Annotated in this window: 17 protein-coding genes; 5 read left to right on the top strand and 12 right to left on the bottom strand. The window is 72.7% G+C overall.

What is annotated here, in order from left to right; genetic code table 11:
- The first annotated feature begins 23 nt into the window (after positions 1-23).
- The 3 genes from dhaL to D3218_RS12390 all read left to right on the top strand — a co-directional run bounded on the left by dhaL (position 24) and on the right by D3218_RS12390 (position 3,181).
- Entirely contained in the window at positions 24-692 is a 669-nt protein-coding gene (dhaL, locus tag D3218_RS12400) for a dihydroxyacetone kinase subunit DhaL (protein ID WP_119540617.1), read from the top strand.
- Complete coding sequence (locus D3218_RS12395) at positions 692-2,740, top strand: bifunctional sugar-binding transcriptional regulator/dihydroxyacetone kinase subunit DhaK (protein WP_119540400.1); 2,049 nt, start codon at positions 692-694, stop codon at positions 2,738-2,740. The genes dhaL and D3218_RS12395 overlap by 1 nt, the downstream gene beginning before the upstream one ends.
- A 99-nt stretch (positions 2,741-2,839) precedes the next feature.
- A complete protein-coding gene (locus D3218_RS12390) occupies positions 2,840-3,181 on the top strand; it encodes a CsbD family protein (RefSeq protein ID WP_119540399.1) in 342 nt (113 codons plus the stop codon).
- 67 nt (positions 3,182-3,248) lie between these two features.
- On the opposite strand, the gene D3218_RS12385 is transcribed toward D3218_RS12390, so the two are convergent.
- From D3218_RS12385 to epmA, 6 genes are all read right to left on the bottom strand, one after another.
- Positions 3,249-6,692: an SbcC/MukB-like Walker B domain-containing protein gene (locus D3218_RS12385; RefSeq protein WP_119540398.1), complete on the bottom strand. Its 3,444-nt coding sequence runs from the start codon at positions 6,690-6,692 to the stop codon at positions 3,249-3,251.
- On the bottom strand, positions 6,685-7,389 hold the full coding sequence (locus D3218_RS12380) for a DUF4194 domain-containing protein (RefSeq protein ID WP_119540397.1): 705 nt from the start codon (positions 7,387-7,389) through the stop codon (positions 6,685-6,687). The genes D3218_RS12385 and D3218_RS12380 overlap by 8 nt, the downstream gene beginning before the upstream one ends.
- Positions 7,379-8,776, bottom strand: coding sequence for a Wadjet anti-phage system protein JetA family protein (locus D3218_RS12375; protein ID WP_119540396.1), 1,398 nt, complete (start codon positions 8,774-8,776; stop codon positions 7,379-7,381). Before D3218_RS12375 ends, D3218_RS12380 begins: the two co-directional genes overlap by 11 nt.
- Positions 8,777-8,904: 128 nt before the next feature.
- Positions 8,905-9,450, bottom strand: a complete 546-nt coding sequence (locus D3218_RS12370) for an NUDIX hydrolase (protein WP_168990502.1) — start codon at positions 9,448-9,450, stop codon at positions 8,905-8,907.
- A 150-nt stretch (positions 9,451-9,600) separates the two neighbouring features.
- Positions 9,601-10,677, bottom strand: a complete 1,077-nt coding sequence (locus D3218_RS12365; RefSeq protein ID WP_119540616.1) for a lysine-2,3-aminomutase-like protein — start codon at positions 10,675-10,677, stop codon at positions 9,601-9,603.
- Complete coding sequence (gene epmA / locus D3218_RS12360; RefSeq protein WP_119540395.1) at positions 10,674-11,726, bottom strand: EF-P lysine aminoacylase EpmA; 1,053 nt, start codon at positions 11,724-11,726, stop codon at positions 10,674-10,676. Before epmA ends, D3218_RS12365 begins: the two co-directional genes overlap by 4 nt.
- A gap of 151 nt (positions 11,727-11,877) precedes the next feature.
- Between epmA and efp the strand changes: the two genes are divergently transcribed.
- Both efp and D3218_RS12350 read left to right on the top strand, forming a co-directional pair.
- Complete coding sequence (gene efp / locus D3218_RS12355) at positions 11,878-12,447, top strand: elongation factor P (protein WP_168990501.1); 570 nt, start codon at positions 11,878-11,880, stop codon at positions 12,445-12,447.
- Between the two features lie 116 nt (positions 12,448-12,563).
- The gene (locus D3218_RS12350) at positions 12,564-15,518 is read left to right on the top strand and encodes a PAS domain S-box protein (RefSeq protein WP_119540393.1); all 2,955 of its coding nucleotides are present in this window, start codon (positions 12,564-12,566) and stop codon (positions 15,516-15,518) included.
- A 167-nt stretch (positions 15,519-15,685) separates the two neighbouring features.
- Here the strand turns inward: D3218_RS12350 and D3218_RS12345 are convergent, their stop codons facing one another.
- From D3218_RS12345 to D3218_RS12320, 6 genes are all read right to left on the bottom strand, one after another.
- Complete coding sequence (locus D3218_RS12345; RefSeq protein ID WP_119540392.1) at positions 15,686-16,057, bottom strand: response regulator; 372 nt, start codon at positions 16,055-16,057, stop codon at positions 15,686-15,688.
- Positions 16,058-16,201: 144 nt separating this feature from the next.
- The gene (locus D3218_RS12340; RefSeq protein ID WP_119540391.1) at positions 16,202-16,837 is read right to left on the bottom strand and encodes an RBBP9/YdeN family alpha/beta hydrolase; all 636 of its coding nucleotides are present in this window, start codon (positions 16,835-16,837) and stop codon (positions 16,202-16,204) included.
- Positions 16,838-16,960: 123 nt separating this feature from the next.
- A complete protein-coding gene (locus tag D3218_RS12335) occupies positions 16,961-17,419 on the bottom strand; it encodes an RrF2 family transcriptional regulator (protein WP_119540390.1) in 459 nt (152 codons plus the stop codon).
- 126 nt (positions 17,420-17,545) lie between these two features.
- Positions 17,546-18,493 carry a substrate-binding domain-containing protein gene (locus D3218_RS12330; RefSeq protein ID WP_119540389.1) on the bottom strand — a complete coding sequence of 316 codons (948 nt, stop codon included), beginning with the start codon at positions 18,491-18,493 and terminating at the stop codon, positions 17,546-17,548.
- 73 nt (positions 18,494-18,566) lie between these two features.
- Entirely contained in the window at positions 18,567-19,565 is a 999-nt protein-coding gene (locus D3218_RS12325) for an ABC transporter permease (protein ID WP_119540388.1), read from the bottom strand.
- Positions 19,562-21,121 carry a sugar ABC transporter ATP-binding protein gene (locus tag D3218_RS12320; RefSeq protein WP_119540387.1) on the bottom strand — a complete coding sequence of 520 codons (1,560 nt, stop codon included), beginning with the start codon at positions 21,119-21,121 and terminating at the stop codon, positions 19,562-19,564. Before D3218_RS12320 ends, D3218_RS12325 begins: the two co-directional genes overlap by 4 nt.
- Positions 21,122-21,150 lie beyond the last annotated feature (29 nt).

The raw sequence follows: 21,150 nt of genomic DNA, 5'->3' as shown, positions 1-21,150 counted from the left end.
CGCCGCGCCCCGACTATGCGGCCATGACCCGCATCGCCGCCGAGCAGTTCGTCGAGATCCTGCGCATCGTCTCCGCACGGATCGACGAGGCGCGCGAACACCTGGCAGAGCTCGACGGGGCGATCGGCGACGCGGACCACGGCCGCACCATGTCGGAAGGGTTCGCGGCCGTGGTGCGAGACGCGCACGAGGCCGCGCGGCGCGGGGCTGGGGCGGCCGAGCTCCTGCCGATCGCGGCCCGATCCTTCCTCAACGCCGTGGGGGCCACCGCCGGGCCGCTCTATGCCGGGGGCTTCGCCGAGGCCGGTCGCCGCCTCGCCGGCCGTGCCGCGCTCGCCGACGCCGATCTCCTGGTTCTCCTCGCGGGCCTTGGCGAGGGGATCGCCCGGCGCGGCCGGGCCGTTCCGGGCGACAAGACCATGATGGACGCGTACGGCCCGGCGATCCGCGCCGCGTCGGCGGCGGAGGCCGACGGCGCGGGCGTCGGCGAGGCGCTGCGGGCGGCCGCGCGGGCCGCCGCCGAGGGGCGGGAGGCGACGCGCACCATGATCGCCTCCAAGGGCCGGGCGGCGCGGCTCGGCACCCGCAGCCTCGGCCATGTCGATCCCGGTGCCGCGTCCGCCGCCGTGGTGGTCGACGCGTTGCGCGAGGGCTACGAGGCGGTGCTCGCCCGCCGCCGGACGGACCGCTGATGGCACGCCCCTCCCCCCGCTCGGTCGGCGAGCCGACGATCCCGCTGCGCTTCGGCGACGACGCGCTGCTCTGGGCTTCCTGGCTCTACCACGAGGAGGGCATGACCCAGGGCGACATCGCCGCCGAGATGGGCGTCTCGCGCGCTTCGGTGAACGCGTATCTCGCGGAGGCGCGCACGCGCGGCCTCGTGGCGATCGAGATCGAGCCCCGCCAGTTCCGCGCGCTGACGCTCGCCGAGGCGCTGCGCGCACGCTTCGACCTGGAGGACTGCCTGGTGGTGCCGGCCAGCGGCGGCGACCGATCGCTGACCGCCCGGCTCGGCGCGGCCGGCGCGCAGGCGCTCGCCCGCTTCGCTCGCTCGGGCGACACGCTGGCCGTCACCTGGGGGCGCACGGTGCTGGCGCTGGCCGAGGCGCTGCGCGTCGCGCCGCTCAGCGACCTGCGCGTCGTCCAGGCGACGGGCGGCACCACGGCCAAGATCCCGTGGACGCCGGAGGCCTGCGCCTCGCGCCTCGCCGAGGCGCTGGGCGGACGCTGCATCCCCCTGTCGGCGCCGGCGATCGTCTCGAGCGCGGCCATGCGCGACATGCTCCTCGCCGAGCCCGTGCTGGCTGAGCAGATGGCGGTGCTGGGAGAGGCCGGGCGCATCCTCTTCGGCATCTCCTCGCTGCGGCCCGAAAGCACGATCCACACGAGCGGCTTCCTGGAAGGGCCCGAGCGCCACGACTACGAGCAGGTGGCCATCGGCAGCATCGCCGGTCGCTTCATCTCGGCATCGGGCGCGCCGGTGCCGGGGCCGCTGGACGGGCGCACGATCGGCATCGAGCTGGCCGCCCTGCGCGCCGTGCCGCAGCGCATCGCGGTGGCGGGCGGTCCGGACAAGGTGCCGGCGATCCTCGGGGCGCTGCGCGGGGGGTTCGCCAGCGTCCTCGTCACCGACACCCAGACCGGCTGGGGCGTGCTCACGGCCGACGGCTGGACGGAGCCGGCGCGCCGCGCCCCCGCCGCCGCGCCGAGCACCGCGCCCGTCGGACGGACCCACACCAAGAAGCTCCTGAACGACCCGCACGCCGCCGTGGACGAGGTCCTGGAAGGCGCGGTCGCCGCCCATGCCGGCCTGATCACCCCGGTCGCCGGCGCGCCGCGCGCGATCCGCTCGGTGGCGGGGGCGCGGCCGGGCAAGGTCGGCCTCGTGATCGGCGGCGGCTCGGGCCACGAGCCCGCCTTCTGGGGCTATGTCGGGCCGGGCCTCGCGGACGCGGCGGCGATCGGCAACCTCTTCGCCGCCCCGCCGCCGGCGCCGATCCTCGCCTGCACCCGGGCGGCCGACGGCGGCGCCGGCGTGCTCTACGTCCACGGCAACTTCTCCGGCGACGTCCTCAACTTCGAGATGGCGGCCGAGGAACTGGCCGAACGGGGCATCGCGACCCGCTCCGTGGTCACCGTGGACGACATCGCCTCGGCGCCCGCCGACGCGGTGGGGTCGCGGCGCGGCGTCGCCGGCAACGTGTTCGTCTTCAAGATCGCGGGCGCGGCCGCCGACCGGATGATGTCGCTCGAGGATTGCGAGGCCGTGACGCGGCGCGCGGCGGCGCGCACCTTCTCGATGGGCGTCGCGCTGGAGCCCGGCACGATGCCCGACACGCGACGGCCGAGCTTCGCGCTCGGGCCCGCCGACATGGAGATCGGCGTCGGCGTCCACGGCGAGCCGGGCGTCGCCCGCGAGCCTCTGGCCAGCGCCGACGCGGTGACCGACCTCCTGCTCGACCGCCTGTTCTCCGAGATGCGCCTCCAGCCGGGCGACCGGGTGGCGGCGCTGGTGAACTCGCTCGGCGGGACGCCGGCGATGGAGCTCTACGTGGTCCACCGGCGGCTCGCCCAGCGCCTGCGGGCCCGGCGCGTCGAGGTGGTCGGCGCCTGGGTCGGCCCCTACTACACCTCGCTCGACATGGCCGGCGTCTCGCTGTCGCTGCTTCATGTCGACGACGAACTGCTCGATCTCCTGCGCCATCCCTGCCGCAGCGCCGCACTCACCGTGGTGCGCTGAGGCGAATTTCGCGGGGCCACGGTCGAACCAATCGGCGCCCGGCGGCTTATAGTTGGCGAAAGCGGCTCGGCCGCGCGTCGATCAGGGAGTTTGGAACCCATGGACAGCAACCGTCTCGAAGGCAGCGCCAAGGAAATGGGCGGAAAGCTGCAAGGGGCGCTGGGTGACGCCTTCGGCTCCGACAAGGATTCGGCGGAAGGCCGCCGCCGCGAGTTCGAGGGCAGCGCGCAGAACCTCTACGGCCAGGGCCGCGACGCCCTGCGCGAAGCGACCAACGACGCCACGCGCTATGCGAGCGACCTCTACGAGAACGCGGGCGCCTACGCCGATCGGAGCGGGCGCGTGGTGCGTCAGACGGTGCACGACAACCCGCTGTCGTCCCTGCTGGTGGCCGGCGCCATCGGCTTCGTGCTGGGCCTTCTCGCCCGCGACCGCGACTGAGCACGGCGCGTCAAGATTATCCCCGCGCGGCGACACCGGTGCGCGGGGGTCTTTCGTTCGCGCCGTCCTATTCCGCCGCCGAGCGGAAGCCGTCGATGCCCCGATGGTCGGGATTGAGCCGGGCGAGCGCCTGCTTGGCGGTCTCGCCGGGATACTCGGTGTCAATATAGACCGCCCTTCCGTCCATCGACTTGTTGATCAGGACGATGGTGTCGAGCACCTCGGTGAAGGTGGCGCGCTTGTCCTCCGGCCCGGCGATCAGGAGCTGGAGCCCCATGTCGCGGAAGAAGCGCAGCAGCGCCTGCGTGTTGGGCACGTCCAGCTTGTTGAACGCCTCGTCGAACAGCGCGAGCCCCATGCCGACCGGCCGCCCCGCGATGTGCCCCGGGAAGTAGGCCAGCGCCAGCGAGGCCGCGATCGCCACGTAGAACGGCACCTGCGCCTCGCCGCCCGAGCCCTTCATGGCGCGTGACGACAGGGTCGTCCGGTTGCCCTCCGCGTCGCTCATCACGATCTCGAACGTGTAGTACTGGCGGTAGTCGGCGAGCAGCGCCGCGTCCTCGGCGCCCTCAATCATCGCCTCCACCTCGCCCATCGACGTCGCGAAGGCCTCGTCGGTGAGTTGGCCCTCGGCGGCCCGCTGGGCGAGGTCGTGCATGCCCTCGAACCGGCCGTTCACGGCGTAGGAGAAGGCATAGGTCTGGCCGGTGAAACGATGGCGCTTGAGGAGCCGGTTGATGCCGGCGAGGCGGTAGCCGACCCGCGCGAGCTTCTCCGACAGGCGCGCCAGGAGGTCCTCGCGCATCATCCGGCGCATCTCGGCGGCCGCGCGCACGCAGGCGTCGCGGTGGCCGCGCAGCTCGTGCGTCTCCAGGCGCGAGGCTTCCTCCAGCACCCAGGCGAGCGCCGCCCGCATCGTCTCGCCGTCGAAGGCGGGCACCGGCGCGCTCCAGCGGCCGGCATATTCGGTGAGCTCGCGCAGGCCGGACAGTTGCTCGCGCCGGGCGGCACCCTCGGCGGCCTCGGCTGCGCTCTCGGCCTCGTTGCGCGCGGCCGCGAGCCAGGCGGCGGCGTCGCGCCGCTCCGCCTCGCCGGCGACAATCTCCGCCCGAAGCTCCTGCCCGAGGCGAGCCGGCGTGACCGGCTCCGCCTCGCCCTCGCGGGTGAGCGCCAGCAGCTCGGCGGCGGCCTCGGTCGCCAGGATGTCCCAGGCGCGTCGGCGGCGCAGCACCGCCGAACGGTGGCGCTCGGCCGCCATGTCGCCGCGCGCCTTGAGGTTGGCCACCGTCTGGCGCAGGGTCTCGACCTTGGGCTCCACCTCCTCGGCAAGCTCGGCGGCATAGGTGTCGCGTTCGGCGCGGATGTCCTCGATCTCGGCCTTCAGCGCCGCGGCCTCGCCGTCCTCGAGCGCACGCCGGTCTCGCATGAGCTCCTCGCCGCGCTGGCGCACGCCCATGGCGCGCCGCTCCAGCTCGGCCGGCCCCGCCTCGGGCGACAGCGCGGCGAGAACGGAGCCGAGCGCCCGGGCCCCCTCGCGCGCTTCGCGCAGGCGGGCGCGCACGGCCGCGAGCTCCGCCTCCAGCCGCGCGCGCTCGGCCTCCAGTCCGGCGCCGCCGTCGCCCTCGCCGCCGCGACCGAGCAGCAGGTCGCCGAGATCGCGCTGAACCGAAAGGCCCATGCCCGACGAGGTCTTGCCGTTGCGCATCACGCCGCGGTCCAGCCGGTCGAGCTCGGCGTCGGTCTCGGCCTTGCGGAAGGCGCCGATGCGCACGTTGAGGAAGGCACGGGCGTGCGGGTCGGCCGTGTCCAGCGCCTCGAGGATGCTGCCGGCGGGAGCGCGCGCATGGGTGGAGCGCGTCGCGCTGGTCTTGACGAGCGTGCAGCCGGCGAAGGCGTTCCGATCGCGCCACATGAGGTCGAAGGCGCGCCCGAGCAGCGCCGGCTCGACGATCAGCGCCTCGCGCCCGCGTCCGAGCAGCGCCTCCGCCGCGTATTGCCAGCTCGGATCGAGCACCTCCACCACGTCGCAGAGCGGCACCGCCGGGATACCAGCGGCGCCCAGGGTCGACAGGAGCCGCGAGGCCTCGCGCGACAGGACGCCGCCCGCGCCCCGCGGCCGCGACAGGGCGCCGCGCAGGCGGTCCAATTCGCCTTCGAGGGCATGGGCGCGCGCGCCGAGCCGTTCGGTCGCGCCGTCGAGGGCCGCCTCGAACCCGTCGAGCCGGCGCGCCGCGGCCACCAGGTCCTCCAGCCGGTCGCCCTGGCCGCGCGCGCTGTCGAGGAAGGAGTCCCCGTCACGCACCAGCGTCAGCGCCTCGGCCGCCGCGCGGCCCGCTTCCACGGCGCCGGGCGGCAGGTCCTCGGCATGGCGCAGCACCAGGCGGGCCAGCGTGCCGAGCCCGTCGGCGATGCGCCCCCAGCCCTGCTCGATCTCGCGGATGTCGCGTTCGTTGAGCCGCGTCTCGGCCGCGATCTCGCGCAGGCGCCCCTCGCCGCCGGCCGCCGCCAGCCGGGCGCTCTTGTCGCGGATCTCCTCGTCCCAGGCGCGGATCCACTCGCGCCGCGTGGTCAGGACGCCCTGCTCCAGCGCCAGCTCGGCCTCGCGCTCGCGCAGCGTGCGGCGGATGCCGAGCCATTCCATGCCGGTGCGCCGCGCCTGGAAAGCGCCCGCCCGCCAGCGGCCGAGATCGGCGGCCAGCCGCTCGCGCCCCCAGCCGAGGAAGCGGCCGGCGATGCGCGAGACATGCCGGTGCTTGGCCTCGGCCTCTTCGATCAGGCCCTCCAGCTCGCGCCAGGTGGCGATCGAGGCGCGTACGCGCTCGACGTCCAGCGGGTCTGGCTCCAGCACGAAGTCGCGCACGAACACGGTGGGATCGAAGATCGGCCGGAAGGCCAAAGCGTTGGAGAAGGCACGCAGGAAATGGCGCGCGTTGGGCGCGGAGGCGGGCCCGCGCATGGCCGACAGCATCTCGGCGGTGAACTTCTCGGCGGATGCCTTGTATTCGGCGAAGGCCGGGCAGCTCCCGCGCAAGGTCGCCGCGATCTCGGCCCAGGGCGCCACGGTCTCGACGCCGCCCTCGCGCCGCCGCACCGCCTCCAGCGAGAAGGCGTGGCCGGGCGCGATGAAGCGCGACAGGATCTCCTCGCGCCCTTCGCCATGGCGCGCGGCCATGGCGATGCCGACCGCGATCGGCTCGCCCGTCTGGTCGTTGGCGAAGGTGAGCACCAGCAGCGTCTCGCAGGACTGGCGCAGCGGCCGGCCGTTCTCGGCCGGGTCGCCCGTCATGCCGAGGCAGTATTCCAGCACCGAGCGCGAGGAGCGGCCCGAGGCGCTGGCGTTGAGATTGAGCCGGTTCTGGCTGGCCCCGGTGATGACGGTCTGGATCGCGTCCTGGATCGAGGTCTTGCCGGCGCCGGTCGGGCCGATCAGCGCGGCCTCGCCCCGGATGTCGATGTCCTTGGCGTCGATCAGGTACCAGTTGGAGAGCGAGATCCGCCTGAGGCTATACATTCGGCTCGGTTCCGGACGGTGCGGCTGCTTCGTTGTCGGCGATCGCGCCCCCTGTGGGAAGGGTCGCGGGGGCGCCCGCCCACAGGATCAGTTCCTTCACATAGGAATCGGGCACGAGGATGCCGATGCCCGGCAGGATCGTCAGCGGCGACACCCGCCGCGCGCGGTCGCGTTCGCCGAGGCGCAGCGCGCCGTGGCGCGCGAAGCCGCGCAGGATGTCGAGGAGCCGCGTCTCCTCGGGCGGCGGCACCTGCGCGACGCCCGCGATCCGATCCACGAGATCGTCGGTGGTCGCGTCCACCACGCCCGCCTCGCCCGCCTCGTGGGCGCGCAGCGCCTCCTCCCAGACGAGACGCAGCGCCAGGAGCACGATCGTCTCGTCCTTGCGCAGGCGCTCGAACAGCCCGTCGTAGCGGGGCCCCTCCGCCGGCACGGCGAGCGCCACCATCTGGTCGCGCGGGGCCACCACCAGCCGATAGCCGAGCGAGCCGAAGTAGCGCTCGAAGAAGGTCGGATAGGCCCGCACGAGGTCGTAGGTGCGCCCGATGTTGGCGGTGTGGGAATAGACGCACTGGCGCGTCATCATCACCTGGAGGGCGCGCGTCATCTCCTCGGCCGTCGGGCGCCGGCCGGCGATGTGGCCGCCCGCCCAGTCGCCCTCCACGATGTCTCGGAACTCGTCGGTCTCAGGGGGCATCGACTTGGGCTCCCGGCCGTCGGCGGATCACGAAGTCCTGGCAGGCGATCCAGCGGTTGGCGCAGCGGTCTTCCAGGAACTCGATCTCGTAGCGCCGGGCCAGCACGCCGCCGAAGATCGAGGGCAGCTCGCGCAGGCGCTGGAAGGCGACGAAATCGTCCACCGACGACAGCATGACGTCGCGCGCGCGCACCTCGCCGCGCGGGCCCAGGACGCGCTCGACATAAGCCGCCAGCACCGGCGCTGTGACGCGCGTGCGGCGCACGTATTCCTCCTTGGCGCGCGCGTAGCGCAGGGCGGCCGGATCGGGCGCCGTGTCGCGCAGCGGCACGGCCGCCACGGGCGGCCGGTCGCGCCGGGGCGCGGGCACGTGGGGCGGCCCGAGCGGCAGGACGCGCGGCAGGAGCATGGGCGCCACCGCGACCTCGCCCTCCCCGCCCCGCGCGCCGACGAGACGCAGCGCCTCGGCAAGGTCCGCGTTGGAGCCGCCGGCGATCCGGTCCATGTGGCGAGCGGCGTTGACCATGCGCCGCTCGATGCGGGCGACGGTCGCGTTGATCGCGTCGAGGTGCCGCTCGGCCGCCTCGAAGACCTGGACGATCCGGGCGAGCTCGTCGCGGATCTCCTCCTCGCCGTCGCGCCCCGGATCGAGCCGCCCTTCGCGCCCGTAGGCCTCGCCGAGCGTCGACAGGAGGGCGCGGTTCTCGATCATCTCGGTCGCCTGCCGGATGATCGCGGTGCGGAAGCGGAACGGATTGTCCACCGTCTGGAGCGTCTTGAAGTCGCGGATCAGGTGCCGCTCCACGAAGTCGCCGAAGAACTGCCGGAAGATCGCGCGGAGCGAGGGCTGGCGCAGGATCCGCTCCTCCGCCTGGCGCAGCGACACGGCGACCGTGCGCATGTGGCCCATGAAGTCCTCGGCGCCGCGCAGGGCGTTGCGAAGCGCCTCGGAACGCTCGTCCGGGTGGGCGGCCGCCCCCTCCAGCCCCGACAGCACCTCCAGCACCGCACCGCCGTAGGAGCGCGTCTCGCCGCGCTCGATGCGCGACAGGAGATGCAGGAGCCCCGCCGCCTCCGGGTCGAGATCGACGAGGCGCAGGTATCGGTCGCGGTGCTCCACCATCCAACCGGTCTCCACCAGCCGGTCGTAGAGGGCGCGGGCGCGCTCCTCCGGCCGGCCGGCCGGCATGTCCGCGTCCTCGCCCGCCCCTTCGCGCGCCGCCAGGAAGGCGTCGATCGCGCGCAGGACGTCGCCCCGCCTCGGCGCCTCGGCGGAGGGCTCGAACGTCTCGTGGAAGATGTGCAGCAGAAGGTCGGAATAGAGCCGCTTCGCCGGCGCCGCCAGGGGCTTGAACAGATCCGGCGGCAGGACGTCGAAGAGCGGCATTCCGGTCCGGGGTCAGGTTGAACGGGGCGGGGCGCGGCGGCCCGAGGGTCCGGCGCCGGGCCGGGCGACCGCCCGGCAGGACCTTGCGCGAACCTGTCCCCCGCTCTTAACCCTCGGACGACGCCGGATCAACCGGCGTCGGGCGCCTCCGGGGCGCCCGCCACCTTGGCGGCGGACTTGCGGCGACGCGCCCGGTCGAGCTTCAGGAAGCGTCGGACCTCGTCCTGGCCGAGCAGGCGCAGGAACAACTGGCCGAGGTCGGGCTCCTGCACCAGATCGGCCGCCGCCACGATGCTGAACCACCGGCGCTCGCGCTGATCCTTTTCCTTCCAGCTCTTCAGAACCTTCTCGACCCGCAGAAGGAACACGTCGACCTGGAGGAAACGGATTTCCACCCGGCCGCGCTGCCAATAGGCGTAGCGTCCGATCGACGCCGGCAGGAGCTTGCCCTTGACGCCGGCCTCCTCGCGCGCCTCCACCCCGGCCGCCTCGTCGTCGGAGCGCCCCTGCATCGGCCATCCCTTCGGGATGATCCAGCGACGGGTCTCGCGCGAGGTGACGAGCAGCACCTCCAGCCCGCCATCCTCGCTCATGCGGACGGGAAGCGCGGCGATCTGGTCGCGCGGGGTGGCCAGCGCATCGGTGTGGTGTGTCTGCATCGCAGTCTGGGTCATGGGCGTCTCGGGTGCGCCCCCTTCAACCACAACCCTAGAGCGGAAGACACACGTTTGCGTGCGGTTTCTCGCGGACCGGATGCGGATTGCTTGGGCGGCTGAACGTTCCGGCGCAGCGAAGCGTGCGGAACGACGAGACGGGAGATACGCTCATTTCCCGCCGGCGTCGCGGACTTTCTCGTCCGCCGTGTCCGGCGAAGGCGGATAGGCATGGGAGCGACCCCAGGGATCGGTCACGCGGTGGCCCTCCCCCGCACGTTCCACGAAGTCCGGCCCGATCGGCACCTTGCCGTGGCCGCCGGGGATGTCGAGCACATAGGTCGGCTGGCAGAGCCCGGACACTCGACCGCGCATCTCCCGCAGAAGGCCCTGCCCCGCCTCGATCGAGGTGCGCAGATGGGCGGTGCCGGGCGCGAGGTCGCCCTGGTGGAGGTAGTAGGGCTTGATCCGGTTCTCCACGAAGCAGCGCATGAGTTGCGACAGCGTGTCCGCGTCGTCGTTGACGCCAGCGAGCAGCACCGACTGGCTGACCATCGGCACGCCCGCGTCGACCAGCCGGGCGATCGCGGCGCGCGCCCGCGGCGTGAACTCGCGCGGGTGGTTGGCGTGGAGGGCCACGAAGGTGGCGCCGGGAAAGACCCGCAGGGCCGAGACCAGCGCCTCGCTCACCCGCTCGGGCTCGACCACGGGAACGCGGGTATGGAACCGCATGACGCGCACGTGCGGCGCCGCGCCCAGCGTCCGGCCGATCGCCGCCATGCGGCGGGGCGACAGCAGGAACGGGTCGCCCCCGGTGACCACGACCTCCCAGATCTCCGGCGCGCCGGCCACGTAGGCGAGCGCGGCGTCGAGCTCGGCCTCCGTCAGGCTGCCGTTCCCTTCCGGCCCGACCATCTCGCGGCGGAAGCAGAAGCGGCAGTAGACAGGGCAGACGTGCAGCGGCTTCAGGAGCACGCGGTCGGGGTAGCGGTGCACGATGCCGGGCAGCGGCGAATGGGCCTTGTCGCCGATCGGGTCGGCGCGCTCCTCCGGCCGCGCGTCGAGCTCGGCGGCCGAGGGCACGAACTGGCGCGCGATCGGATCGTCGGGCGCCTCGATCAGCGCGGCCATGTCCGGCGTCACCGCCACGGCGTAGCGCGCCGCCACCCGCTCCAGCTCGGAAAGGCGCTCGGGCGGCACGAGCCCGGCCTCCGCCAGCGCGCCGGCGCTGCGCAGCGCGCGCGTCACGCCCGGATATCCGCGACGGGCGTCCACAGGACGTCCTCGATGCGCGTGGCGCCGGTCGCCAGCATCACCAGCCGGTCGAAGCCGAGCGCGATGCCGCTGGCCTCCGGCATCCGTCCGAGCGCGGCCAGGAAGTCCTCGTCCAGCGGGTAGCGCTCGCCGTAGACGCGCTCGCGCTCGTCCATCTCGGCCTCGAAGCGGCGTCGCTGCTCGGCCGCGTCGGTCAGCTCGCCGAAGGCGTTGGCCAGCTCCACGCCGCAGCAGTAGAGCTCGAACCGCTCGGCGACGCGCCCGTCGCGCGGGCTCGGCCGAGCCAGCGCGGCCTCGGGGATCGGATAGTCGTGGAGGATCGTCGCCCTGCCCTGGCCGAGCCGCGGCTCGACCTTGTCGGTCAGGACGCGGCTGAACAGGTCGGCCCAGGTGTCGTCCGGCGCGGTGCGCAGGCCCGCGGCCCGCACATCGGCCTCCAGCCGCCCGCGATCCGTCTCCCCGCCCGGCGCCACGCTGGCCAGAAGGTCGATGCCGGCGAAGAGCCGGAACGCCTCCGCGACGCTGAGCCGCTCGGGCGGGAAGAACGGGTCGGCCTTGCGGTCGCGGAACTGGAACCGCTTGACGCCGGCCGTCTCGGCGGCGAGCGCGAGGATGGCGGCGCAGTCGTCCATCAGCGCCTCGTAGGTCTCGCCCGCGCGATACCATTCGAGCATGGTGAAGCACGGGTGGTGCAACGCGCTGCGCTCGCCGTTGCGATACACCGGGGCGGCGCAGAACAGACGCGGCTCGCCGGCCGCCAGCAGCTTCTTGCAGGCGAATTCGGGCGAGGTATGGAGGTACAGCGGCTGGTGCGTTCCGTCGGCGCGGCGCTCCCGCGTTGCGAAGGCCGCCAGGTGCGCCTCGTTGCCGGGCGAGACCTGCAGCGCCGCCGCGTCCACCTCCACGAAGCCGCGTCCGGCGAACCAGGCGCGCAGCGCGGCCATGAGCGCGTTGCGCAGGAGGAGGCGCGGCCGGCGGTCGGCATGGACGTGGGGGGCCCACCAGGGCGAAGGGTCGGTCATGGCGATTCGGAAGGTCGTGCTCGGCGGTAGGGCGGCTCTTGTCGAAACGGACCCGCCCGACTGGCGGCGGACCGTCAGATGCGCTAGGGCCCAGGATCGAGGCTCGGACGAGCTCCCTTACAACACAAGACCGAAATCAGGAACAAAGCCCGTGAAGGTGATCGCCAGTTCGCTCCGCAAAGGCAACGTCGTGGAACGGGAGGACGGCAAGCTCTACGTGATCCTGTCGGCCGAGAACATCCATCCCGGCAAGGGCACGCCCGTCACCCAGCTCGACATGCGCCGCATCTCGGACGGGGTGAAGGTGTCGGACCGCTACCGCACCACCGAGCAGGTCGAGCGGGCCTTCGTTGAGGAGCGCGAGCACACGTTCCTGTATTCGGACGACGAAGGCTTCCACTTCATGAACCCGGAGAGCTTCGACCAGGTCGCGGTTCCCGAGAGCGTAGTGGGCGATTCCGCGCCCTATCTCCAGGAAGGCATGGCGGTGCAGGTCGCCATCTACAACGACCTCGCGATCTCGATCGAGCTGCCGCAGCGCGCGATCTACGAGGTCACCGACACCGAGCCCACCACCAAGGGCCAGACGGCGTCCTCGTCCTACAAGCCGGCCGTCCTGTCCAACGGCGTGCGCACCCTGGTTCCCCCGCACATCGCGCCCGGCACCCGCATCGTGGTGATGACCGCCGACGGCTCCTACGTGGAGCGCGCCAAGGACTGACGGCGCCACGGGGCGGCGTTCCGGCGAACCAAACCCGGCCGTCGCGCGTTCAGCGCCACGGACCGGCGGCCGCAAGGCCGCCGTCCGGACGGGACATTCGGGAGACTTGGCATCGCATGGCGCTCCAACTCGAGGAACTCGGCGCCATCGGTGCGCTGATCGGCTCGCGAAACTGGAGCGACGGCCCGCTCGGTCCCCCGACCGCATGGCCGCCCGTGCTGCGCACCACGATCGATCTCGTGGTCTCGTCCCACGCCCAGGTCGTGCTGTTCTGGGGGCCCGACTACCTCGCCTTCTACAACGAGGCCTATGCGCCGACCATCGGCAGCAAGCATCCGCGCGCCTTCGGCCGGCCGGCGCGAGAGAACTGGGCCGAACTCTGGGACGACCTGGAACCGCTCCTGTCGCGCGTGAGGCTCGGGGGCGAGACGGTGTCGGCCAGGGACCGGCCGTTCCGCATCGAGCGGCACGGCTACCTGGAGGACGTCTGGTTCGACATCAGCTACTCGCCCGTGCGCGACGAGGCGGGGCTTGTGGCGGGCGTCCTGTGCATCGTGTCGGAGACGACGGGGCGCGTGGCCGGCGAGCGGCGGCTGGCGGAAAGCGAGAGCCGCTTCCGCAACATGGCCGACAACGCGCCGGTGATGCTGCGGGTCACCGACCCGGACGGCTCGTGCACCTATCTCAGCCGATCCTGGTACGACACCACGGGCCAGACGCACGAAAGCGCCGAGGGTTTCGGCTGGCTCGACGCGATGCATCCCGACGACGCGGAGGAGACCGCCCGGACCGTCCGCGAGGCCCACGGCTCGCGCACCGCCTTCCGGCTGGAATACCGGCTGCGCCACGCCGACGGGCAGTACCGCTGGGCGATCGACGCGGCTTCGCCCCGCTTCGACGGCACGGGCGCCTTTCTCGGCTTCGTCGGCTCGGTGATCGACATCGACGAACGGCGCGCTGGCGAGGATCGGCTGCGAGCCAGCGAGGCCGGGTTCCAGGCGATCGCCAACACGATCGACCAGATGGTCTGGACGACGCTGCCGGACGGCTTCCACGACTACTACAACGACCGCTGGTACGAATTCACCGGCGTCCCGCAGGGCTCCACCGACGGCGAGGGCTGGAACGGCATGTTCCACCCGGACGACCAGGAGCGCGCCTGGGCGGTCTGGCGCCGATGCCTCGCCAGCGGCGAGCCCTACCACATCGAGTACCGGCTGCGGCACCACACGGGGCTGTACCGCTGGGTGCTGGGCCGTGCCCAGGCGATGCGCGACCGGTCGGGGCGCATCATCCGCTGGTTCGGCACCTGCACCGACATCCACGACTTCAAGCTGGCGGAGGAGCGGCGCGAGTTCCTGCTGCTGCTCAACGATACGCTGATCGTCCATCCCGACCCGGCGACCCTCGAAGCGGCGGCCACGCAGCTTCTCGGCCGACGCGTGCGCGCGGCCCGCTGCGGCTACGGCGAGATCGACGCGAGCGGCGAGATGGTGCGCGTCTCGCGCGACTGGACCAGCACGCCGGACACGGCGAGCCTTGCCGGTGAAAGCCGGATCCTGGACGCGTTCGGGCCCGCCGCGATCGGGGAGCTGCGCGCCGGCCGCACGCTGGTGGTCGCCGACGCGCGCGCCGACGCACGCGTCGGCGAGGCCTTCGCCCAGGCCTGGGACGGCATCGGCTGCCTGTCGCTCGTCGTGGTTCCGCTGCTGCGCGACGGAACGCTCCGCTCCGTCCTCTACCTGCACGAGCCCCGGCCGCGTGCATGGACCCCAGCCGAGATACAGCTCTGCGAGGACGTGGCGGCGCGCACGCGCGAGGCGCTGGAGCGCGCACGCGCCGAGGCGGCGCTGATCGAGCTGAACGCGACCCTGGAGGAGCGGGTGCGCGAGCGCACCGCCGAGCTGGAGCGCACCTCCGAGGTGCTGCGCCAGGCGCAGAAGATGGAGGCCGTCGGCCAGCTCACCGGCGGCATCGCGCACGACTTCAACAACATGCTGTCGGTGGTGATTGGCTCGCTCGATCTCCTGGGACGCCGGCTGCCGGACGGCGACGCGCGGCTGCGCCGCTATGCCGACAACGCGATGGAGGGCGCGCGCCGGGCTGCGACGCTGACGCACCGGCTCCTCGCCTTCTCGCGCCAGCAGCCGCTGAACCCGCAGGCGGTGGACCTTAACAGGCTGGTGTCCGGCATGTCCGAGCTCCTGCGCCGGACGCTGAGCGGCAACATCCGACTGGAAACCGTGCTCGGCGGCGGTCTCTGGTCCTGCTCGGTGGACGCCAACCAGCTCGAGAACGTGATCGTCAACCTCGCGGTGAACGCGCGCGACGCCATGCCCGAAGGCGGCCGCCTCACCATCGAGACGCAGAACGCCCACCTCGACGACCGCTACGTGGCGGCCGATCTCGGCATCCTCGCCGGACAGTACGTGCTGGTGGCGGTGACCGACACGGGGACGGGCATGGCGCCGGACGTGATGGCCAAGGCCTTCGACCCGTTCTTCACCACCAAGGAGATCGGCAAGGGCACGGGCCTCGGCCTCAGCCAGGTCTACGGCTTCGTGAAGCAGTCCGACGGGCACGTGAAGATCTATTCGGAGCCCGGCCGCGGCACCAGCGTGAAGATCTACCTGCCAAGGCTGGTGGGCGAGCACGAGCCGGCCGAGCGCGCGGAGCCGCCGCCTCCCGAGCTGATCGACCCGTCCGCCGAGCTGGTCCTGGTGGTCGAGGACGACGACGGCGTGCGCCGCGTGACGATCGAGGCGGTGCAGGAGCTCGGCTACCGCACCCTGGAGGCGGACGGCGCCGCCGAAGCGCTTCGCCTCCTGGCGCAGCGCCCGGACATCGACCTCCTGTTCACCGACGTGGTGATGCCGGACATCGACGGGCGGCAGCTCGCCGAGGAGGCGCGCCGCCAGCGGCCCGACCTCAAGGTCGTGTTCACCACCGGCTACACGCGCAACGCCATCGTGCACCACGGCGTGCTGGACGCCGGCGTGCGCCTTCTCACCAAGCCGTTCTCGCTGGAGGACCTGGCGACCAAGCTGCGGGACGCGCTGGACGACGCCTGAGGGTGCAAGGCTCGCCGCGGGGCGTGGCCCGCGATGGCGCCCGCCCCCGCATGTTCACGTCGAAGCGCCGGGCGGGCGCCCAAACGCGAAAAGCCCGGCCGGGTGCCTCGCGGCGCCCCGGTCCGGGCCTCGAACGACGGCCCCGGCGGGGCGTCGGCGGGGGCCGCTCAGGCGGCGGGGGCGATGTCGCCCGCGACCTTGCGCAGCGAGTTGGCGTCGTAGGGCTTGGGCAGCAGGGGCCAGTCGAGCTTCTGAACGTTGACGTAGCCCGAAACCAGCACGATGCGCACCTGCGGATACTGCTCGGCGACGATCCGGGCGAGCTCGGGGCCCGAGAGCCCCGGCATCCGGCAGTCGCTGAACAGGAGCGCCACCTCGGGCCGCCGCTCGAGCACGCGCAGCGCGGCGGCGCCGTCGGCGGCCTCCAGCACCTCGAAGCCCATCTCCTCGAACATGTCGACGGCGTTCAGCCGTACCAGGGGCTCGTCGTCGACGACCAGCACCACCTTCCGCGACCCTGCCTGCATTTCCTCGTGCATTCCGATGCCTGTCCATCCGATCGGGCCCAAGTGGGCCTCACGATCTCATGAAGGTGTTTCCATCCCGGCCTAGCATAGCCGGACCCGCGCTTTGGAAGAGTTAAATGGTGCGCGGGATACGGATGGAAACCCCCGGACCGGCGCTCAGCCGAGCCCGATGCCGGTGCCCGGCGTCTCCATGCGCGGAAGCGGCCTCGGGCGGCGCGTCGGCAGCGCCCGGCCCCGCGGGCGCGGCACGACCGCCGGGCGCCCGCGCAGCCCGCCCGCCAGCGTCTCGGCGTCCGGCCATGGACCGAAGCCGCTCGCGATGTTGACGTGCCCTGCCTCGCCCAGATCGAACAGCGCGGAGCCCCAGGTCGCGGCGCAGCGCCGCGCGCCGTCGAAGGACATGTAGGGATCGTTGCGGCTGGCGACGAGGATGGAGGCGAAGGGCAGGCGCGCGCCCACCGTGTCGGCGAAGGGCGCGACGCTCGGCACCGTGCGCGCGAGGGCGCCGAGATCGGCGGGCGCCACCAGGAGCGCGCCCCCGACATGCGAGGCGGCCGGGCGCCCGGCGAGCGCCGCCACCAGCGCGCAGCCGAGGCTGTGGGCGACCAGGATCACGCCCGGCCGGCTGGCCATGATCGCCGCCTCCAGCGCGTGGAGCCAGTCGGCCTGCACCGGCTCGGCCCAGTCGGACTGCTCCACCAGGGCGGCCCGAGGATCGCTCTCCAGCCAGTGGTGCTGCCAGTGTCCGGCGGGGGAGCCGTTGAGGCCCGGGACGATCAGGGTCTCGGTCATGAGCCATGGCCTTTCGTCGGCTTTCAATGTCACGCCGAGGTTAAGGTCGGGCGCGCGGGGCGCACACGCAAACCATGCTCTTTTTCGCGGCGGAGGCGGAAAGGCGATCCGCCGCCCGGCGGCTCAGGCGCCCATGGCGAGCTCGCGTACCGCGCGCTCGAGCGCTTCGGGCGCGCCGGCGGCCTCGGCCAGCGTCCGCTCGTCCAGCACCGCCGACACCGCGTTGCGCACGTCCAGCATGATCCGGCGCACCGCGCAGGACCGCTCGTCGCGGCAGTCCTCGCAGCGGCGATAGGCGGTGCGGCTGGCGCAGGGAATGGGCGCCAAAGGACCGTCGAGAACCCGCAGGATGTGGCCGACGCGGATCTCGGCGGGCGGCCGGGCCAGCGCGTAGCCGCCGCCGCGTCCCTTGCGGGCGTGGATCATGCCCGCGACGCGCAGTTCGCCCAGGATGGTGTCGAGGAACTTCTTGGAGATGCCGTGGGCCCTTGCGATCTCCTCGGAGAGCGCACGCTCGCCCTCGGGCAGTTCGGCGAGATGCAGCATGGCCTTGAGGCCGTACTTGCCCTTCATGGTCAGCATGGATGAAGACTTCGCTGGTCGGACGCGCAGGACGATGGGCCGACAGGTAGACCGCCGCGCGCGCGATTGCCAGCGCGCGGGGCGGATCGACGGGGCGCGGCGGCCGGCACCGCCGCGCCGCGCCGCTCAGAAGGGCGAATCGGGGTAGTAGAACTCCTGCGCGTTGTCCTTGGTGACCAGCGTCGCGTCGAGCACGTAGCTGCCGCGCACCGGGTTCTGGTCGAAGAGGCCAGCCGCCGTCAGGTCCATCGCGGTGGCGATCATCGCCGGCGGATAGAGCACGTCGACCGGCACCATCGCGTCGCCCTCCGCCACCTTCCGGATCATCTCCTTCATGCCGGCGCCGCCGACCACGAACTGGATGTCCTTGCGGTCGCTCTGGGCGATCGCCTCCAGGATGCCGACCACCATGTCGTCGTCCTGCGCCCAGACCGCGTCGATCTTCGGATACTTGGCGAGATAGTCCTGCATGACGCGGAAGGCGTCGTCGCGCGACCAGTTGCCGAACTGGCGGTCGAGGACGTTGATCTTCGACCCGGCGATGCCGTCGTCGAAGCCCTTCTGCCGCTCCTCGTCGATCACGATCGGCAGGCCGCGCACCACCACGACGTCGCCGCCCTGCGCCATGCGCTGCTTCATGTATTCGCCCGCCGCCTTGCCGAGGCCGTGATTGTCTCCCGCGACGTAGAGGTCCTGGATGGTGGGGTCGGACAGGGCGCGGTCCACCACGGTGACGAAGACGCCGCCCTGCTTGACCTGGCGGATCGGGTCGGTCAGCTCGTCGGAATTGTGCGGCAGGGTGACCAGGGCGTCGATGCCCTGCGCCGTCAGGTCCTCCAGCGCGTTGGCCTGCGAGGCGCCGTCCGGCGAGGTCTTCACCACGACGTCGAGGCCGGGATAGCGCGCCTCCAGGAGCTTGGCCTCGCGTTCGGCATGGTAGACGACGCCGCCCGTCCAGCCGTGGTCGGCGGCGGGGATGGAGACGGCCATGGTGCGCGTCTTGTCCTGCGCCGACGCGAGGCCGGCGGCGGACAGGACGGCCAGGGCGGCAAGCCCCGCGACGATGCGTTTCATGATGGTTCCTCCCGAAGCCGGAGCCCTTTCTCGCGGGCGGGCGGCGCGCCCCGGCAGGGCGCCGCCCGCGCCCTCACCGCCGCGCCAGGGAACGCTGGATCAGCATCGCCAGGATGATGATCGCCCCCTGCACCGCGCCGATGAGATATTCGCTGACGAGGTCCGACAGGACCATGATGTTGCCGACGAGCTCCAGGATCAGCGCGCCGCAGACCGTGCCCCAGACACGGCCGACGCCGCCGCGCAGCGCCGTGCCGCCGATGACGACGGCCGTGATCGCCTGGAGTTCCCAGAGAAGACCCGTGGTCGCCGTCGCGGCGCCGAGGCGCGGCACGTAGACCAGGACGGCCAGCGCCACGCACAGGCCCTGGATGACGTAGGTGACCGTGCGCACGCGGTCGACGCGGATGCCGGAATAGCGCGCCACGTCCTCGCTGGAGCCCACCGCCATGACGTGCCGCCCGAAGCGCGTGCGATAGAGCACGAAGGCGCCGAGCGCGGCGACGGCGAGGAAGGCGACCACCGGCACCGGCACGCCAAGGACGCTGCCGAAATAGATCGGCCGGTAGGCGGCGCGCAGTTCCTGCGAGCGCAGGGCGATCGAGCCGCCTTCGGCCAGCCAGATGGTGAGCGCCCGGAAGATGCCCATCGTGCCGAGGGTGACGATGAAGGGCTCGATGCGACCGAGCGTCGTGACGAGCCCGTTGGCGAGGCCGCACAGGGCGCCGACGCCGAGCGCGGCGAGCATGCCGAGCGCGATGGTCGGCACCGCGCCCTCCAGCGGCGCCGCGTTCAGGATCAGGATCATGGTGCCGGCCACGAAGGCCGCCATGGAGCCGACCGAGAGGTCCAGCCCGCCCGCCGATATCACGAAGGTCGCGCCCACCGCGACGATGGCGATGAAGGCCGAGCGGGTGACCACGTTGGACAGGTTGTCGAGGCCGAGGAAGTTCGGGTTCACCAGCGCCCCGAAGACGAGCAGCGCGGCGAGCGCCACGAAGGGCGCGACCGCCCGAAGGTCGATCTCGCGGGTCCGCGCGGGCGGCTTGGCGGGCGAAGCGGCGTCGGTCATGCGGGTTCGGCTCCCTCCACCGCCATCGCGGCCTCGTCGTCTGCCGCACCCGTCGCCAGCATCACCATGTTCCGTTCGGTCATCGCCTCGCCCGACAGCTCGCCCGCCAGCGCCCCCTCGCGCATCACCAGGATGCGGTCGCACAGGCCGATCAGCTCGGGCATCTCGGACGAGATCACGATCACCGCGCGCCCCTCGCCGGCGAGCCCCGCCAGGAAGCGGTAGATCTGCTGCTTGGTGCCGATGTCGATGCCGCGCGTCGGCTCGTCCACCACCACGACGCGCGGGTCGAGCAGCATCATCTTGGCGAGCAGCAGCTTCTGCTGGTTGCCGCCCGAAAGCTGCCCGGCCAGGAGGTCGCGCCGCCGGGCGCGGATGTCGAAATCGCCGATGGCGCGGGTGAGGGCGGCGTCCTCGCGCGCGGGGCGCAGCAGCGGGCCGCTGGCGAAGCGGTCGAGCGCCGCGAGCGTGAGGTTGGTGCGCAGCGTCTGGCCGAGCAGCAGGCCTTTCCCCTTGCGGTCCTCGCTCAGGTAGACGATGCCCGCGTCCAGGCTGTCGCGCGCGTCGCGAAAGCGCACAGGCGCGCCGTCCAGGAAGACCCGCCCCTCGGCCGGACGAAGGCCCAGCACGCCCTCCATGAGTTCGGTGCGCCCCGCGCCCACGAGTCCCGCGAAGCCGAGGATCTCGCCCCGCGAGACGGCGAAGGCGGCCGACCGGACATGGCCCGGAACGCGCATCGCCTCGACGCGCAGGATCGGCGCCCCCACCGGCGGCGGAACCCGGTCGGGATAGAGCTTGGCGACGTCCCGCCCGACCATCAGCCGCGCCATGTCGGCGGGCCGAAGCTCGCCCGCCTCGCGCGTCGCGACCCGCCGACCGTCGCGCAGCACGGTGACGCGGTCGGCGAGGCGCTCGACCTCGGGCAGTCGATGCGAGATGTAGAGGACGCCGACGCCGCGTGCGCGGATCGCGGCGATCACGCGCAGGAGCGATTCCGTCTCGTGGGGCGTCAGCGAGGCGGTGGGCTCGTCGAAGATCACCACATCGTGCGGCACCAGGAGGGCGCGGGCGATCTGCACGAGCTGGCGCTGGGCGATCGACAGGGCGCCGACCCGCGCGCGGGGATCGATCGAGGCGCCGAGCCCCGCCAGCGCCGCGGCGGCCGAAGCGTCCATCGCGCGATCGTCGAGCACGAGGCCGCGCCGGAGCTCGCGGCCGAGATGGATGTTCTGAGCCACGGTGAGGTCGGGCGCCAGCAGGATCTCCTGGTGCACCAGGACCACGCCGCGCCGCTCGGCCTCCGCCGGCCCGGAAAAGCGCACCGGCTCGCCCTTGAGCAGGAGCCTGCCGCCGCTCGGCCGGAGATGGCCGGCCAGGATCTTCATCAGCGTGGACTTGCCGGCGCCGTTCTCGCCGATGATGGCGTGCACCTCACCCGCGCGGAGCTCGAAGCCGACGTCGCTCAGGACCTCCACCGGCCCGAAGGACTTGGATACGCCCTCGGCCGCGATCGCGACGGGCGCGCCGCGACCGGCTCCCTGCCCGGAACCCGACATCCTGCCTTCCTCCCCGGACGCCGGCGGGG

It is taken from the genome of Aureimonas flava, assembly GCF_003583935.1.
Taxonomy (GTDB): domain Bacteria; phylum Pseudomonadota; class Alphaproteobacteria; order Rhizobiales; family Rhizobiaceae; genus Aureimonas; species Aureimonas flava.
Note: the sequence above shows the minus strand (reverse complement) of the source record. Positions and strands in the feature narration are given on the sequence as shown.

Coding starts and splice junctions, on each gene's coding strand:
- dhaL (WP_119540617.1), top strand. CDS start 24: ATGACCCGCATCGCCGCCGAGCAGTTCGTCGAGATCCTGCGCATCGTC.
- D3218_RS12395 (WP_119540400.1), top strand. CDS start 692: ATGGCACGCCCCTCCCCCCGCTCGGTCGGCGAGCCGACGATCCCGCTG.
- D3218_RS12390 (WP_119540399.1), top strand. CDS start 2,840: ATGGACAGCAACCGTCTCGAAGGCAGCGCCAAGGAAATGGGCGGAAAG.
- D3218_RS12385 (WP_119540398.1), bottom strand. CDS start 6,692: ATGTATAGCCTCAGGCGGATCTCGCTCTCCAACTGGTACCTGATCGAC.
- D3218_RS12380 (WP_119540397.1), bottom strand. CDS start 7,389: ATGCCCCCTGAGACCGACGAGTTCCGAGACATCGTGGAGGGCGACTGG.
- D3218_RS12375 (WP_119540396.1), bottom strand. CDS start 8,776: ATGCCGCTCTTCGACGTCCTGCCGCCGGATCTGTTCAAGCCCCTGGCG.
- D3218_RS12370 (WP_168990502.1), bottom strand. CDS start 9,450: ATGACCCAGACTGCGATGCAGACACACCACACCGATGCGCTGGCCACC.
- epmA (WP_119540395.1), bottom strand. CDS start 11,726: ATGACCGACCCTTCGCCCTGGTGGGCCCCCCACGTCCATGCCGACCGC.
- D3218_RS12350 (WP_119540393.1), top strand. CDS start 12,564: ATGGCGCTCCAACTCGAGGAACTCGGCGCCATCGGTGCGCTGATCGGC.
- D3218_RS12345 (WP_119540392.1), bottom strand. CDS start 16,057: ATGCACGAGGAAATGCAGGCAGGGTCGCGGAAGGTGGTGCTGGTCGTC.
- D3218_RS12340 (WP_119540391.1), bottom strand. CDS start 16,837: ATGACCGAGACCCTGATCGTCCCGGGCCTCAACGGCTCCCCCGCCGGA.
- D3218_RS12335 (WP_119540390.1), bottom strand. CDS start 17,419: ATGCTGACCATGAAGGGCAAGTACGGCCTCAAGGCCATGCTGCATCTC.
- D3218_RS12330 (WP_119540389.1), bottom strand. CDS start 18,493: ATGAAACGCATCGTCGCGGGGCTTGCCGCCCTGGCCGTCCTGTCCGCC.
- D3218_RS12325 (WP_119540388.1), bottom strand. CDS start 19,565: ATGACCGACGCCGCTTCGCCCGCCAAGCCGCCCGCGCGGACCCGCGAG.
- D3218_RS12320 (WP_119540387.1), bottom strand. CDS start 21,121: ATGTCGGGTTCCGGGCAGGGAGCCGGTCGCGGCGCGCCCGTCGCGATC.